Annotated in this window: 12 protein-coding genes; 6 read left to right on the forward strand and 6 right to left on the reverse strand. The window is 52.0% G+C overall.

What is annotated here, in order from left to right; translation table 11 throughout:
- Positions 1-67: 67 nt before the first annotated feature.
- Entirely contained in the window at positions 68-1531 is a 1464-nt protein-coding gene (locus tag CHH67_RS10675) for a hypothetical protein (RefSeq protein ID WP_095265163.1), read from the forward strand.
- Between the two features lie 171 nt (positions 1532-1702).
- Positions 1703-2524, forward strand: coding sequence for a hypothetical protein (locus CHH67_RS10680; protein ID WP_095265178.1), 822 nt, complete (start codon positions 1703-1705; stop codon positions 2522-2524).
- A gap of 232 nt (positions 2525-2756) precedes the next feature.
- On the opposite strand, the gene CHH67_RS10685 is transcribed toward CHH67_RS10680, so the two are convergent.
- Together CHH67_RS10685 and CHH67_RS10690 are read right to left on the reverse strand one after the other, a co-directional pair.
- The gene (locus CHH67_RS10685; RefSeq protein ID WP_095265164.1) at positions 2757-5732 is read right to left on the reverse strand and encodes an S-layer homology domain-containing protein; all 2976 of its coding nucleotides are present in this window, start codon (positions 5730-5732) and stop codon (positions 2757-2759) included.
- A gap of 344 nt (positions 5733-6076) precedes the next feature.
- Positions 6077-7084, reverse strand: coding sequence for a Gfo/Idh/MocA family protein (locus CHH67_RS10690; protein ID WP_095265165.1), 1008 nt, complete (start codon positions 7082-7084; stop codon positions 6077-6079).
- A gap of 287 nt (positions 7085-7371) precedes the next feature.
- Here CHH67_RS10690 and CHH67_RS10695 point away from each other — a divergent pair, with 287 nt between their 5' ends.
- The 3 genes from CHH67_RS10695 (at position 7372) to CHH67_RS10705 (ending at position 10260) form a co-directional block, all read left to right on the forward strand.
- Entirely contained in the window at positions 7372-8052 is a 681-nt protein-coding gene (locus tag CHH67_RS10695) for a response regulator transcription factor (protein WP_095265166.1), read from the forward strand.
- Positions 8045-9205, forward strand: a complete 1161-nt coding sequence (locus CHH67_RS10700) for a sensor histidine kinase (RefSeq protein ID WP_095265167.1) — start codon at positions 8045-8047, stop codon at positions 9203-9205. The genes CHH67_RS10695 and CHH67_RS10700 overlap by 8 nt, the downstream gene beginning before the upstream one ends.
- A 92-nt stretch (positions 9206-9297) precedes the next feature.
- Complete coding sequence (locus tag CHH67_RS10705; protein ID WP_095265168.1) at positions 9298-10260, forward strand: D-alanyl-D-alanine carboxypeptidase family protein; 963 nt, start codon at positions 9298-9300, stop codon at positions 10258-10260.
- A gap of 20 nt (positions 10261-10280) precedes the next feature.
- Here the strand turns inward: CHH67_RS10705 and CHH67_RS10710 are convergent, their stop codons facing one another.
- From CHH67_RS10710 to CHH67_RS10725, 4 genes are all read right to left on the reverse strand, one after another.
- Positions 10281-11582: a glycosyltransferase family 2 protein gene (locus tag CHH67_RS10710; RefSeq protein WP_095265169.1), complete on the reverse strand. Its 1302-nt coding sequence runs from the start codon at positions 11580-11582 to the stop codon at positions 10281-10283.
- 45 nt (positions 11583-11627) lie between these two features.
- The gene (locus CHH67_RS10715) at positions 11628-12380 is read right to left on the reverse strand and encodes a GGDEF domain-containing protein (RefSeq protein WP_244908148.1); all 753 of its coding nucleotides are present in this window, start codon (positions 12378-12380) and stop codon (positions 11628-11630) included.
- A 53-nt stretch (positions 12381-12433) separates the two neighbouring features.
- Entirely contained in the window at positions 12434-13537 is a 1104-nt protein-coding gene (locus CHH67_RS10720) for a glycosyl hydrolase family 8 (RefSeq protein WP_095265170.1), read from the reverse strand.
- A 131-nt stretch (positions 13538-13668) separates the two neighbouring features.
- On the reverse strand, positions 13669-14340 hold the full coding sequence (locus CHH67_RS10725; protein ID WP_095265171.1) for a YdeI/OmpD-associated family protein: 672 nt from the start codon (positions 14338-14340) through the stop codon (positions 13669-13671).
- Between the two features lie 258 nt (positions 14341-14598).
- Here CHH67_RS10725 and CHH67_RS10730 point away from each other — a divergent pair, with 258 nt between their 5' ends.
- Positions 14599-16986, forward strand: a complete 2388-nt coding sequence (locus CHH67_RS10730) for a glycoside hydrolase family 16 protein (RefSeq protein ID WP_095265172.1) — start codon at positions 14599-14601, stop codon at positions 16984-16986.
- Positions 16987-17032 lie beyond the last annotated feature (46 nt).

Here is a 17032-nt window from a genome sequence, read left to right on the forward strand (position 1 = left end):
TATCATATTTAGAATATACTGGAATTGTATTTAAAATATTCTAGATGGTTGAAAGGAGTTCTAATTGATGAAAAAGAAACTCTCCCTCACCATGGCCATGATTCTACTCGTTATCCACGTCTTTAGCTTTCAGGTATTTGCTGATCCCCTGCCGGAAGGCCCGGTCATCACCGGCGAAGATCTTGAGGCGGCCGCGCCACCGGAGGTACTACAGCCCAGTGAAGAAATGATCACCGAGCTTGTCCAGAGCGAGTCAGAGATGGATACTACGAAATTGAAGCAGCATCAAACGGACCTATCTGCAACACTGAAGTCGATCACAACAAAATCGAAATCATCCGCCCATGAAATGAACGCCTCACCGCAATCGATCAGCACCTCGGCAGAGACTTCTACATACATCGGTTATATCCAGCAGGAAGGAACCTCGGCCTTTTTATACCCGTTTTACGTGAATCCCGGAGATATCCTGCAAGTTCAGCTTGACAGCCCCGCACTCGCACAGCTCGACTACGATCTGTACCTTTATGAATTCGATATGTCTACCGGTGATTTGAACCCCAATCCTATTGATTATTCCATCTATGGAACCCATCTGAACAACTATGCCGACGGCTCCAGAACCTTGTCCGAGAACGTCGGCACCAAGAACACGACCTCCGCCCCTAAAGCCTACCTGATGGAGGTATATGGAGCGGTCGGAGCAAGCATCAACGAGCCGTTCTATTTAACGGTCTCCACGAGTTCAACCTATGACCCGTTCGAGACGGATGAGAATGCTTTCCGTGCTTACCCGTTCACCGTGGCGCTTGGAGGTTCCAGCATTGTCAGCCGCTCCATTAACTCCGAAGTGGACCAGGATTGGTACGCAATCACCGTTCCAGCCAGTCGCAATTATGACGCATTCCAGATCAGTCTGGACCAGGCCTCTGTCGCGGCCGGCTACAAAGCGGAGCTGTACGGCGCCTTAAGCGGCAATCGCATGACACGGATCTCTTCCGACACTGGCAAAGCCGCTGTAGGTACCGGCACTTATTACCTTCGGGTGTATACAACCAACAGCTATTCCGATACCAATTACACACTCCATGTACAGCCGATTCTCCGGGCTGACCGCATTGTGATCACCGGTTACAACTCAAATGGCGGTCCGAACGATTATCCAAGCTATGCTTACGGGCGATTCTACCGGATTACCGGAAACAGCTTCACAGTCAACGGCGTGGTGGCCACGTCCGATAACTATGCTGTAGCCAATGCAGAGGTGGAAGTGATCTGGGAGAACAGCTATTGGACCGAGGGCAGCGGCAATCGATATCGGAGCGGAACTGTTACAACCAACAGCCGCGGGGAATTCAGCATTACGCTATCTCTCCCGTCTCCCACCGCCAGCCTCAGCCAGTTCTTGCCGGGAGCGATTAATTTCACCCACTACTTTGATCTTTGCGGCGTACTGGCCAGAGTGACTGATCGGCCTAGCGTGAATACCATTGATCGCGTATATCATTTTGCCTATAGCATCCGCGGGTAATGATGCCCGAACGTGAATTTCCTTGCAAGCGGCCAAGCTGGCCGCTTTTTTCTTCCGCGGATATTCAAATGTCGGCTCACTTGTCCGATATAAATGGATATAAGAGGTAAATATTGAAGGTAATAGGGTGAGATAACGATGAACGTAAATGGCAATGCTCCACACACCATCATGAATCTCTACACATCCCGCAAATCACATCCCGACCGGCCTGCGTTAGTGACCGACGCGCCTCCCGTGCGGCCGCATGACAAGGACTCGGTCGAGATCAGTCCCGGTGCGCGTCAGCTGGCCGATTCCGCTATTGTGCATCATTCGGCTGTTTATTTTGGAACGGCTCAAATTCATGATTCGCTGAAGCAGCTGCTGCAGGATCAGCCGGCACAGGTAGGCGAGGCTGCTTACGGCATTATTCAATCCAATTTCATCACCAACGAGACAGACACGGATAAGCGGGCTGCACTTGTGGAGCTCGGTCTTGCTCAGGCTCAATTCATAGCCGACAACTACATGGACAAGGATGCGGCTGCACAATGGATGGATACGATGCGTCTCATCGCAGCGATCTCCAACACGGGCACCGTCGATCCTGACACCAATGTCATCCGTTATGACACTCCGGCACAGAGACCGGTCGGCGCTCCTGATGATTATGTCGACCTGGGCGAGATGATGCGCCGATTCGAGCCGGACACCATGACCCAGCTTCAGGAGGCGATAGCCACCGGAGGCGACTGGGGCAGCATCTTGGATACCTTTGCCCGGAAGGTGGCTGCGCGCGAGGACTGGGTAACGGAATATCGACAAGCCGCCGCCGACCAGATGAAGGAGCTTCAGAGAAGCACGGGCCCCGGCCGGTTCGACCGCACTTCAACCAGCGACTTGACGAGCTTTGTGCGGGACGTTCAAGCCCGCATGACCGGCATGGAGATGGACACTGGCTTCCTGCACAGCAATCTCGAAGCTTTCATGCGCACGCTGCAGCGCCAGTAGATGCGGGTGGAATGGCGGCGTTGTTGACACGAATGACGTGATTTGGCGGGGTATTCTCCGCAAAGATTCATAAGCAGAAACGTGAATCCGCGGGTAGCTGCACAAAAAAGAAACCTGTCCTGTTCGGTTAGTGGCTGGGTAATCCGCCATTTTACCAAGGATAGGTTTCTTTTTCTTAAATCCGCATGACAGGGCTGCTCGATCGCATAGCGCTCACGTCTGCGAATTATGCTTATTTTATCTCCAAAGCTCGAAGGATAACAGCCGCGACCTCCGCTCTTGTAGCATAAGCTTCCGGTCTAAACGCCTGGTTCGAATACCCGTTCATGATCCCGCGCTGTACTACGGCCATCACTCTTGGATTAGCCCAATCAGATATGGCCCCCTGATCCACGAATATGGAGTTGAACGTGGTCGCTTCTAATCCCAGCAGCTTACCGATCATAACCGCCATCTGCTCGCGCGTCATCCGATCCTCTGGACCAAAGGAAGTATTGCTATAGCCCTGAATGATATCGTGAGCGTAAGCGGCGGAGATCGCTTCAATCGCCCAATGCGCTTGTACATCTTCAAAAGGAGGCGAAGCCGTAAGTCCATCTTCTAGGTTAAGCTGAAACGCTCGCACCAAGATGGTCACGAACTCTGATCTTGTCACGGGCTGATTCGGTTGAAAGGTTCCATCCGGATAACCGCTAATGGCCCCCATAGCTACCAGACGATGGATGCTCTCCTCGGCCCAGTGTCCGCTAATATCGGATAAATGAACAGCAGGTACAGGTACGGGTGCTTCTTTCTCTTCCTCTTGTGAGGCGATCGCCGCAAATTTAGTAAAATGGTCGACCGTTCCGCTGATGCTATGCTTCTCCTCGTCCACTTTAACGTTATTGAGCTCGACCCATTCCTGATTTGCTTCGTCCAACCCGTAAAGGGACACGTTCATGCCTTCCCTATTAACAAAATCCTCATCCTCTGTTAACTCCAAATGTAGGGTAACTTCCTTATGAAACTTCCCTGCTTGATCTTTTTTAAGCTCGATGACTTCACTAACAAACCGCTCTTTCCCTGTTAAAGAGAGTGTATCGGCCAGAGCCAGAACCTCTGTGCTGCGCAGCCGGTTAATCGTAAGGTAAAAGGATGTGTTCCAAGCTCCCTCAGGAATTACAATCTGGCCCCCCTGAAAAGAAATGGTTGCCCCAGCCTTCGAAATCAGGTGGGTATTTGGAGGCATGCTACTCCCCCTGCCGTCATTTGTACCGCCAGTTGCGCCCCCATTTGAACCGCCGCTTGGACCACCGTTTGAACCGTCGTTTGGACCGTCATTGTCAGGGACATCGTCAATAACGGGTGTCGAGTCACTGACCGTGATAACCAGTGTCTGCGGCTCCCCTGCACTAAAGGTAAACGTCAGACTCGTGGCGCCTAGAGGCAGACCGGCTAAGTATTCCTTTTTGATCGTTACGAGGTTATCTGCCAGCGTATAATCTATATCAGGAACCAGCGCCACTCCCTCATTTTCTATCGCAAGTAACGTATTTCCCTTCCATGTTACTTCTGTTGTTATATCGGCATACGTTGCAGAGGTCACATTTTTGTCAAAACTCGCCATTACGGGACTTATCACACTATCGTACACTCCGGCAACCACTTGCGTTATGGTAAAGGTAACGTCCTCCATATGGTCGGCCGAGACTGTCACTAAGCCTGTGTATGTACCTGGCGCGAGTCCATCCTTCGCCTGAATGGTAAAGGTCGTTGACGCTGCTGCATGATTCAATGCTGTAGCTGCGGGCTGGCTAATCTCAAACGCATCAGCATCCGCTCCACTTAAGGCCACCGCAAGGCTTGTTAACTCCCCTGTTCCATTCCTTGTGATCGTCATGGTCTTGATTTCCGGTGTCCCCGGCTCATACCCTACCGTTAGCGGAGTCATTTGCTGGTCCTGGATCTCCTCTATGGTATACGTCAGCGAAAATAGTTTGATGATACGGTCAGCACTATAAGGGATCATCCAGATATTCTGGCCGTCAAATACACCACTATTAAAAGCAGCTAACCCCTTTGAGAAGCCGCTTGGCCAATTCTTGTAGGTTGCCATTTCGCCTGTCGTTTTATCAATTCGCACGACCCCAATCCCATCCGAATAGGGAAGGAGCCAGATGCTTTGACCATCATACACGCCACCTTGAAAGATGCTCCCACCGGCTCCTTGCCAAGCATCCCTAGGCAAGTCGTAGCTAGTCATCTCCCCTGTCAGCGTATTGACTTTCAACACCTGCAAAGCGTTAAGAGGAACCAGCCAAACGTTCTGACCGTCATACACACCACCCGCAAAGGCATACGGATTCTTCGTAAATCCGGCCGGCCAAGCGTCATAGTCTGTCATCTCGCCTGTTTCCGTGTCCAGCTTCACAATCCGGTCTGCATTGTATGGAATCAGCCAAATATTTCGACCGTCATATACACCGCCCGTAAAGGAATACTGATTTTTCATAAATCCGGCGGGCCAAGCGTCATAACCGGTCATCTCACCCGTTTCCGTATTCAGTTCGATAACGCGATCAGCTGACGCAGGAATAAGCCACAGACTTGATCCAGCATAGATCCCGCCTGAAAATGCATTTTCTCCTTTAGTAAATCCCACGGGCCAGTTCTCATAGCCGCTCATCTCACCCGTTGCTTTGTTCACCTTAACAACCTGACTGGCATTATAAGGGACCATCCAGATGTTCTCACCGTCAAACGCCCCGCCCTTGAATGACCCGACGAAGAAGCCCCCGTAGCTCCCCCCTAGATCAAGATTCGCAGGCCAGTCGTTGTACCCCGTCATCTGGCCGGTCACGCTATCCACTTTCACAACCTGATCGACATTGAAAGGAAGCATCCAAATGCTCTGACCGTCAAAGACCCCGCCAGCAAAGGCATAACCATCTTTGGTAAAACCGCTCGGCCAATCCTGATAGCCCGTCATCTCAATCTCTGTGCCTAGCGGTTGAGCCGGAATAAGTCCGCTATAACTAAACCCATCCTGATTATGAATGTAGTCCACGGTCCGTTCAGTACTGGAGCTTAAGCTTATTGGAGTGCTGGACTGCGTGAATTCTGACCCTGCAGCCGACATACCTACTGGTTGAAATAGTGCAATATGACATACAAGAAATAAGATCAGAAAACTCGCCATTCTTTTTGAACTGTTGTTTTTCAAACGCATTCACCCCTATTATTTTGCTAGCCTAAGCTCTCTTCCACAATCTCCTACATTATAAACGATATCTATAAGGAAATTAATCCCTCGTAAAGGGGATCAAGAGGAAGAGCCTGCTGGGAGCATCTGCATCCTCTTTATAAGCCATGAGGTCGCACGGATTACAGCTCAGACAGAAAGGATCGCGGCATGCTTCGCCTCTGATGACTTATACGATTTGTTGTACAAGACGGCCCAGTTCAACGAATAAAAGGTGATTTGTACGACCATGCATACAAATCACCCGATGTCATCCCGATAACCTTGAGTCGGAGGACAATTTCCATCCGGACCCGAGATCGTCAAATCCGTCACTTGGACTGCAGCAGCGGTCTCAAGTCCGTGAAGCCTTCCCCCGGTTTGCGCAATGCTTCCAGCACCACCTGGGCGTTATATCCATCATAGAAATCATAGACCTGGCCCGGCTCCCCGTCCAATATCCGAAGAATCTGCTTCAAGATGGGCAGCTTGCTCTCCTCCGCCTCGGCCGGTACAGGCTGTAATTCTTCTCCCTTACCGCCCTTGAACAGATGGCGCCAGTTCTCCAGCGCTATTGTCCCCTCGTCCCCGTGAACGACCAGGGAGACACGCTCTTCCCCTTCACGATGATCCGTACCCGACACCTGGATATCCACGCCATGATGCAGTCGCATCGTTGCCTTGACGGTGCTCTCGCATTGTTTCGAATCCGCCGGAAACTCGACCTCGCTCTGAACATGGGTTATTGGGCCGAACACCTGCTGAATCATATTGATCCAGTGGATGCCCACTTCCAGCAAATACCCGCCCTCATGCCGGGACGTAATCCAGGCATTCTGCTGCCAGGCTCTTGGCCACTGCGGAAACTCCAGGTAGAGCTCCATACGCTGAATGCTCCCGATGGCCCGTTCCTGAACGAGCGATTGCAGCTTCTGTACAGCCGGATCGAGCGGAAGCGAGAAGTGAATCACATGATTCACCCGTGCCTGCTCAGCCAGCTCCAGCAGTCGCTTCGCCTCCGCTAGGCTGTTGGCCAGCGGCTTCTCGCAGAAGACGTGAATCCCCTTCTCAAAAGCGATCCGCGCCACATCGTAGTGCAGGGATGGCGGAACCGCGATATAGACCAGATCGAGCGGAATCTCTTCCAGCAGCAGCCGATAGTCTGTGTATAGCGCAGGGGCGTTCCCTCCAGCCGCTTCTGCTTCGCGCCGCAAACTTGCTTCGTCATTGTCGCATAACGCCACCAGTTCGATCTTGTCCGTAAACTGTGGCAGCAAGCGATGAATCATATGCTTGCCCATATGCCCAAGGCCAATAACAGCCAATTTCCATTTGCTCATCGTGTTCTTCTACTCCCGTCTGTGGTCATTTGTGCAGGATGCCTGGCATCCGTGAAACCGAGCACGCCGTTCTCTCATCGCGTATAAGGAGAGCTTATCACAACATCCACTCCGCGGACTACAGCCTATCTTCTTTTCTCCGAAGGCCGCCTCCCTTGAACCCTCGAATCTCTCTTCTTTACAATCCGTGTTAAGATAAAATAAATTCCCGTGCATACTGATGTGATGACAGGCAAGCGCGGGGATATCCGCCTTTGCGGCATAACAAGTGGAGGATTGAATGAGTCATGACCGATATTCTAATCGTAGACGATGATGATAAAATTCTGGAGCTGATCGAATTATACCTGGCCAACGAAGGCTATACTCTTCATACAGCCAAGGACGGCGAGCATGCCTTGTCCCAATTTGCCCGGCACCCTATTGATCTGATCGTGCTGGATGTCATGATGCCGAACGTGGATGGGATTGAAGTCTGCAAGCATATTCGCAAAACGAGCAACGTCCCCATCCTAATGCTGAGCGCCAAAGCCGAGGATATGGACAAGATCCACGGCCTTATGACCGGGGCCGATGACTACATGGTCAAACCGTTCAACCCGCTCGAGCTGGTGGTCCGGGTGAAGGCTTTGTTGCGGCGGGCCTATCCGAAGCCGATGAGCAGCTCAGAGGACGAAATTGTCGTTCACAATGTGGCCATCAACAAGAAGACCCATACCGTCAAGGTCGATGGGCAGACGATCAAGCTGACCTCGCTGGAGTTTGGCATTTTGCATTTACTGGCATCACATCCCGGCCGGGTGTTCAGCTCGGAGGAGATCTTTGAATTGGTATGGAAAGAGCCTGGACCAGCGTCCACCAAGACCGTCATGGTGCACATAAGCAACCTGAGGGAGAAGCTGGAGTCTGCCATGAACGGCTTGTCGATCATTCATACTGTGTGGGGAGTGGGATATAAAATTGAATAAACAACTGCTGGGGTTGCTGCGCGACCTTCCGAGATGGAGAATAATATTCCTGATCGTGCTGGCCGGAGGGCTGGCTATGCTGACATTTCTCTTATTGGAGAATATCATCACCAGTATCTTATACAACTCCCTCGTATTCACCAATACGAGAAATGCTTTTATAGATATCGTTGGCCCCCGCAAGTGGGACCGATTGCTGCAGGTGGTAGAGCCCGTGGTCTATCTCGTGCTATGGATGATGCTTACGCTCTTGTACCTGTACCTGTTCTACCGCAGGGAAAGAAGAGCCTACTACGATCGCTGTGTCTCACGGTTGATCCAGGATGTGGCGTTTATTGCCGAGGGGAATTTTAACGACAGGCTGAAAGAGATGCCCTTCCAGGACCTGGCCCTGTTATCCGACCATATCATGATCGTTGTCGATCGCCTGAAGCAATCGATGAAGGAGGAGCTGCAGGCGGAGATGACCAAGAACGAGCTGATCACCAACGTCTCCCATGACCTGCGAACGCCGATGACGTCCATTCTGGGCTACCTGTCGCTGATTGAAAATGACAAGTACAAGGACGAGGTCGAGCTCCGCTACTATACCCAAATTGTATATGCCAGGGCTTCTGCGCTTAACAACCTGATTCATGATCTGTTCGAATACACAAAATTGAGGAACAATACCGTATCCCTCGAGAAAATTCCGATCAATATGGTGGAGATGCTCAGCCAGATGGAGCAGCAGTTTCGCCTGGAGCTGGAGCGCAGCGGGGTGGAATGCCGACAATTTTACTCGACGGAGGAGAAATATGTACTCGGTGACAGCAACAAACTGGCGCGCGTATTCGAGAATCTGTTCTCCAATGCGATTCATTACGGCAAAGACGGTAAATACCTGGATATTTTTCTGAAGGATGAGGATGATACCTTGATCATCGACATTGTGAACTACGGCGATCCGATTCCTGCGATCGACTTGCCTCATATTTTTGACCGCTTCTACCGGGTGGAGAAGTCCAGATCGGCCGAAACCGGCGGTTCGGGGCTCGGACTGGCCATTGCCAAAGATATTATCGAGCTGCATCAAGGCACCATTGACGTGTCCAGCAGCAGTGAAAAGACCTGCTTCACCGTCCAGTTGCAGCTTCTGAACAAGCAGTCGTAACAATCTTTATATTTCTTTAGAATTTTCTTCCGGATTCTTTAATCCGCTCCATTACAATGACCTTAATCATGTATGGATAGGAGCAAAGATCGATGAAGAAAAGGACCCGACGCACGAGAAAAATCAGAGAGGGGCAGCTGTTTCTGCTGTTTGTCTGCCTGGCCATTGCCCTGTTCCTGCTTATCTGGCATACATACGGCAAGAGACCTGAAGTATCGGCAAGAGCTGCGATTCTGATCGATGCCCGCTCAGGTGAAGTGATCTACGCCAAGGATACAGACACGCCATATCCTGTGGCGAGCATGTCCAAGATGATGACGGAATATCTCGTCCTGGAGCATATCCGAAACGGAGCCCTGACGTGGGAGGAGCATGTGACTGTCAGCCGTAAGGCAGCCCACACGACCGGTGCCTCCATCGCCATTCAGGAAGGGGACCAGCTCCGTGTGCGTGATCTGTTCATCGGGATGGCCCTGCCCTCCGCCAACAATGCCGCCGTCGCCTTGGCCGAGCATATTGCCGGCAGCGAGACTGAGTTCGTGCGCATGATGAACAACAAAGCCCGGGAGCTGGGTCTGTCCAGCTACACCCAATTTGTGAATGCCACCGGGCTCACGGAGGAAGCAACCGGGCGCAATACGATGATGACAGCCGCCGATGTCGCGGCGCTTGCCTTCCATCTAGTGAACGATTTCCCGGAAATTCTCGACTACAGCGCGGTCCAGGCGTATGAGCTGGAGTTCAGGGATCTTTCGGTATTCAGCACCAACGACATGCTGCATTCAACGAACCCGTCCTACCACGTCCAAGGACTGGACGGGCTGAAAACCGGTTATACCGCCGCAGCCGGATATTGCTTTACCGGAACGGCGGCCAGAGACGGGAAGCGGCTTATTTCCGTTGTCATGGGCAGTCCTACAACCGAGGCGCGCTTCATGGATACCAAGGCGCTGATGTCCTACGGTTATCATGATTCGCCAAGCCTGAGCTATTATATTCACAGGCTGTTCTCGCGCGCGCAGTCGACGTGGATGCAAATCGGGCGGCTCTCATGAGCCTCGTATGAGCTCTACTATTAGCCGAAGCGCTGCGTTTTGTACCATTTCACTTTTCGCCCTGTCACCTTATCAATCAACAGGGAACAGAACGCGCGTATGGACACCAGCACAAACAGCTGGGCATATGTGAAATAGGACAAGCAGGAGAGAATAAAGTTTTGCGTCGTGCTTTGTCCGATATCCGTCGCCAGCGCGAGATTGATCTGTAATACGAAGAGGTAGTACATCAACCCCCAGGCGATCATCAGGTAAATATACAGATCGTCGGCGAACTGGAACGGGGATACCACTTCTGGATGAAACAGCGAGATCCCCCAGTATACGAGATTGACGACAATAATGATATCCGAGATGATAATGGACAGCAGATACCAGAAGTAGCTCGCCGCATAATACAGCACCTGCAGCTTAATGCGCCAGCTTGAGCGTCCAAACAGATGGTGGATATTCTCCATCACAACCGCAAAGTTCCCTTTCGCCCAGCGCTCCCGCTGCTTCAGGTACACGCTGAGCTGCTCCGGCTCCTGCTGATAGGCTTCCGCCTGAGGCGCCAGCGCGATCAGCTGACCTCTCGTCATAATCTCGAAGGAAATCGCCGTATCCTCGGTGATCGCCTCCGTGTCCCAGCCGCCGATTTCACGGATCAGCTCCGTCTTCACAATAAAGTTCGTGCCGGGGATCGTCCCCAGCTTGAACAGCTCCCATAGCCCGGTATGGTAAATACGCTGTGCGGTAACGAGTTCCAGATTGATGCATTTGGAGAGAAAATTTTGCCCGCGGTTCCTCGCCTTGTTCCTTCCAAAAACCGCCCCGTATCTGTCCGGGTCCTCCAGCGCTTTTTCAATCAAAAAATACAGCGCGTTCCGCTCCGGCGCCGCATCCGCATCAAACACGCATACCCACTCATGCTTGGCATGCAAGAGCGCATCGTTCAGCGCTCCCGACTTGCCGCCGGTTCCCGTGCGTTCGAATATCATGAAGTCCCGGTCGCGGTAGGCTTCCCTCTGCTTCAGCTCCTTGAGCTTCGCTGCCGTGCGGTCACTGCAATTGTCGGCAATGACAATCAGCTGCACTTTATCCTTCGGATAATTCAGCCGCAGAATATGCTCTGCCGTAGCCGCGATCACCAGCTCCTCATTATGTGCAGGGACGAGGACGGTCACCTTGGGGAAATGCTCCATTTCGTCCTGAGACGGAATATCCCACTCCTTGCGGCTCTGTCTGAAAATGAACCGGACCGCCCCTCCCATAATGACGATGGACTGAAATACCGCCGCCCAGATACTCAGTATGCAAAAAACCAATAAGAGATCAGCCACTGTTCTTCCTCCGGTCATATCTACGATGGACACGAACCCGGAAGGTCAGTGTAGCGATGAGCAGCGCCAGCGCCGCACAATGGCAAACACAAGCGCCCCGGCGCGGATCACCAGCTTCAGCTCCCGGCCATTCCGGTCCTGAAACGGAATATCCATCAAGGCATTTTTGATCCGGTCTGTCAGCGCCTTTAGGTAGGCCTGGTTGGTCATCGGCAGCAGCACAATGAACCTGCCCTCGTCCAGGGCAAATTTGTAATCTTCATACCGAATTTGCTTCCGGATCGCTTCCGACAAGGACGCGAGCAGCCGGGCATACCCTTGGGAGCCGAGCGCTTCTTGCACCATCGGGAGAAATTCGATTTTGAACATGGCCAGGCAAAAGTTATACGTCTCCGAATAACGATGGGCCAGATTCGACTGCTTGACCAGCGTTTCTTTAAAAGCTTCCTTGTTGCCCAGCAACGTCGCCAGGTCAACTTCCGGGTGTTTGTGCTGAAGCTCCTCCAGCCTCTCCATCATCCGTTTATTGCGAACGAGCCCCGCCTTGATGAATGCCGCTGCAGCCACATTGGCCGGGATCTGCCACAGCAAGGAGAAGGATAACACGTTCACCTCGGCATAGGTGGCCAGCCATACAAAATAAGCAACAATATATATGAACGTAACCACAGCCGAGAAGCCGGCAGGAGCCAGAAATCCGAGCAGCAGAGCAGCCAGGCAGCCTATGGCGAACACGAGCTCCATCCAGGTGAAAGACTGGTTTATGAATACATGGATATAAACCAGCGTTTCCTGCAATGGCCAAAGCAAGCAGCAGAACGTAGCCCCACACCATCCGCTGAATCAGTTTTTTATTTTCCATGTCCACCCCTACGAATTGCATACTCCCCTAATAAAGGAAGCAAGTTATCAAAAATATGCGTATTTCCCTCAAACACATACCCTCCGGGATAACGTTCATCCTGCCCCCTGAGTCTCTGCATCTGTTCATACAGCTTGTTAGCGAACACCGGGTCTCCCTGCTGAAGCGAGTATACGATCGCCAGGCCATACACCGATGAGGATTCGTAGTCCACCGCCGCTGTCCGGTCAGCCCGCCGATACTGTCCCGCGACCATTCCGGTCTGTTCATACTCCCGCTTCAGAAACGAATGCAGCGACTGCGCTTTTGTCGTTTCACCCGCATAGATCGCCACCAGCAGCTGATCAATCATGTTCACCTCGGACACATAAGTGTATTCCCCGCTCACCACGTTATAGGACTTGGGGAAAAATACACCGTCATCCGGCATGTCCTGCAGCAGCGCATGGTATCGGCCGTACGCTTCCTTATCCAGCAGACCCGCTTGCATAAGAGCTTCCAGCACCGGCAAGTCCACATAAGCGAGACTCAGCGTGTCCGGCGCTTCCGCTCTGGCAAAATCGTAGAAATCCACCAGGTAGCCGTTCTTCTCGGAGCGGCTTAATAATGTATTCGTAAGCTGGCGGGCTGTCTCTATCCATTCAGGATGCTCCTCCCACTTGCGGGCACCTTCCAGCAAAGCCCCGATAATCCGCAAATCATCCCCAAGCGCATTCGTGCTTACTTGCGCCTCGCCCTCACCGCTGAGCTTCCATGCAATGTAGCGGGGCTCGGAGGCAATAAAGTATTGGACCAGCTGTTCATAGCTTCTCTCAAACTCGGCAAGATCATCACTTGCCAGCGCCGCCTGCATCCAGAACCCAAGGGACTCGGACAGCGCTTCTCGCCCAGCCGCCAGCTCAGGCACGACAGAATCGGCCCCTTGTAAATACGTGGCCAACGTGCCGTTCGGATTCGTCATATGGGTCATGATAAAACGCTTCGTCAGATTTTCTCCCCCCGCCCGGGTCAGCCAGCCTCCGATTCCGAGAGCCGCCCCCAGCAATATGCATAGCCCTATCCACACCGCTTTGCGTCCACTTCGCCAGTTCAAGCCGTCTACCTCCATTCCAACAGGACGCCTATATCTTGGTCATTCATGATTTATTAGAGGGAATAGAGTCCCAGCACATTGTAACAACCGCTTCTGTACAAAAACTGTACAACCTGCCTGGCCGAACAGCGTTACCTTTTTCCCCGCCGATAAAGATCCATACTTTTATAGCCTTGAGCCAGAACAGCGATCATTTCTTCTCTGCGCTTCGCTCTCGTCTGCTCCTGGATCGCGCTGTATACATAACGGGCCCAATCCTTGCGATACCCTGGCGTAAGCGAACGATAGAACGCGAGCTCCGCCGGCGCACCGCTCAAATCCTCTTCGATTTGCGGGATGAAGGAAACGTAATCATCCACGCTTTGACTTGGCTTCGCAGATCCCGAGACGGCCTTTTTCCTTTCATTTTTAAAGCCTACCACCGTAAATACCTCGTTCATCCCCACCATGCGATTGAATTTGAGACTGCTTGTCCCGATATAGCCATCTTCGTCCGCCCCAACCCCCTCAAATAGCGAATCCCGGTGAATATAAGTCGGGTATACTCGGTTTCCTTTTTTAGGATAGGCGGCATATAAGAGACCGCCCTCACGCAATCGATTCCCGGCGATGATGGTCCCGATAAGCTGCTGAAAGGCATTCATATCCAGCACGAAGGCAAAAATCAGGTCGTATTGCTCCTGGATTAGCTCGTGATCCGCATCCGACAGCTCAGCCAGACTCTCCTCGCCTGCCGGCGTATTCAACACGGCTGTCTTCTGATACTTTTGCAAATTCAGCTTCTCTACAATGGTTTTAGGCATAATGTACTATTTCCTTTCAGCGTGGATGATCCCTCTTACACCTTTCTACTCGTATACACGAAAATTATCATACGTCCAAGGTCTTGGCAATGGTGGACTTGTGTTTTACGACCCGAAATAATGGGACCTAACCAAAAAAATGGCACCTATCCATCTGATGACGTTATCGATAGAATAAAGATGTTTCTGGTGTAAGCGTTTTCCTATGAGACCTTTCAGCCAGGACATCTACTATTATTTTATTTAGGGAGGGTATTTATGAGGCGATCTTACTCTTCGGAGAAGCGTTTGGTGTCAAAAGTGTGGTGTTTGTTCTTAGCGGTAGTCATGGTGGCCAGCGTAGGTCTGTTGCCGGCATCGAAGGCTCAGGCAGCGGCAACCACCATTACCTCTATGGATTACTTTTCGCCAGCAGACGGGCCTGTCATTTCCAAATCCGGGGTTGGTCAGGCTAGCTACGGATTTGTCATGCCTATATTCAACGGAGGCTCTGCCACGCTGCAGGATGTTATCCAGGATTTAGGCGTCAATGTGAGAGTCGGCGGCAATTGGATCGATATCGACAGCGTAAGCCGCTTTGTCTATAACCAGAACTGGGGCCACTGGAGCGATGGCGGCTTCAACGGCTACTGGTTTACTATCTCTGAAACGACAGAGATTCAGCTGTTCTCCAAAGCGAATGGCGTGACGCTGAATTACACGCTTCAATTCCAGAACATCAACAGAACGACCATTACGGCGATGACGCCTACACAAGGACCGGAGATCACAGCAGGCTTTACAGGCGGCGCCGGTTTCACCTATCCGATCTTCAACAACGATCCGGCCATTCCTTATGAGGCTGTAGCCGATGATCTGAAGGTGTACGTCAAGCCTGTCAACAGCAGCGAATGGATTGATATCGACAACAATGCGGCCAGCGGCTGGATCTATGACCGCAACTTCGGTCAATTCACCGATGGCGGCGGCGGTTACTGGTTCACGGTCACCGAATCGATCCATGTGAAGCTTGAGTCGAAAACCTCTTCGGCCAATGTCATCTATACCATCATCTTTAATGAACCGGTGAGGAATTCATACATGATTACTCCATATGAAGGCACAACCTTTACGGCAGATAACAGCGGTGCAATCGGTATTCCGCTGCCTAAAATTGACGGCGGTGCGCCAATTGCATCCGAGCTTGGAAATTTTGTATACCAGATCAACAGAAACGGACAATGGGTGGACTTGAGCGACTCCGCGCAAAGCGGCTTCTCTTACTCTGCTAACGGCTACAACAACATGTCCGATGCGAATCAGTGGGGCTACTGGTCCGACTATATCTACGGCCTGTGGTTCCAGCCGATTCAGGAAGACATGCAGATCCGCATCGGCTATCCGCTGAACGGGCAGGCTGGCGGGAATATTGGCGATAACTATGTCTATTACACGTTTATCGGCAATCCGAACGCGCCTCGTCCAGACGTAAGCGATCAGGAGGACATTCCGCTCAGCACGCCGGACAACCCGAATATTGAAGGTATGACCCTGATCTGGCACGATGAATTTAACGGAACCCAGCTTGACCATAGCAAATGGAATTATGAGGTCGGGTATTATCTCAATGACGATCCGAACACATGGGGCTGGGGTAATGCAGAGCTGCAGCATTACACGGACAGCACCCAAAATATTTTCGTACAAGGTGGTAACCTAAATATCCGGGCCCTGGAAGATCCAAAAACGTTCCCTCAAGACCCGGGCCGAGTGGCACCATACTCCTCCGGCAAAATTAACACCAAGGATAAATTCACCCTGCAGTATGGCCGCGTGGACTTCCGCGCGAAGCTGCCGACAGGCAACGGGGTCTGGCCGGCATTCTGGATGCTTCCGCAGGACAATGTCTACGGCACATGGGCATCCTCCGGTGAAATTGACATCATGGAAGCAAGAGGACGTCTGCCTGGAACCTCCACCGGCGCGGTTCACTTCGGCGGACAATGGCCGTCAAACACGCATCTGTCCGGTGAATATCATTTCCCTGAAGGACAGACCATCGCCAATGACTACCATGTCTATTCTGTCGTTTGGGAAGAGGACAACATTAAATGGTATGTAGATGGCAAGTTCTTCTTCAAGGTAACGAGAGAACAATGGTATTCGCTTGCTGCACCGAACAATCCGAACGCGCCGTTCGACCAGCCGTTCTATCTCATTGTGAACCTGGCCCTCGGCGGCACCTTCGATGGCGGCCGTGCGCCAAATCCGGGCGACATCCCGGCTACGCTTCAAGTAGACTATGTACGTGTGTATAAAGAAGGCGGCGAAGGCGGAGGGGGAGGCGGACAGAATCCGGACGGCCCCGGATCGCCTTCCACCATCGTGATCGGCGATGAGGTACGCGGCCTGAAGCGGACTGGTGATGATCTGTTGTTCTATGTCAACGGCGCGACCTTTGCTGATCTGCACTACAAGATCAATAACGGCGGTCAGCTGAATGTGGCGATGCATCCAACCGGAAACGGAAACTTCACCTATCCGGTGAACAACCTGCAGCACGGGGATACGGTGGAGTATTTCTTCACCTATAACCCGGGCCAGGGAGCGCTCGATACGCCTTGGTTCACCTATGTGCACGGCGTTACGCAAGGCAGACCGGAGTAACCGAATAATCCATATAAGCAGGAACGCGCGCTTATGATGCACGAAT

Origin of the sequence: Paenibacillus campinasensis (assembly GCF_002272015.1) — a bacterium.
GTDB lineage: Bacteria > Bacillota > Bacilli > Paenibacillales > Paenibacillaceae > Paenibacillus_AQ > Paenibacillus_AQ campinasensis.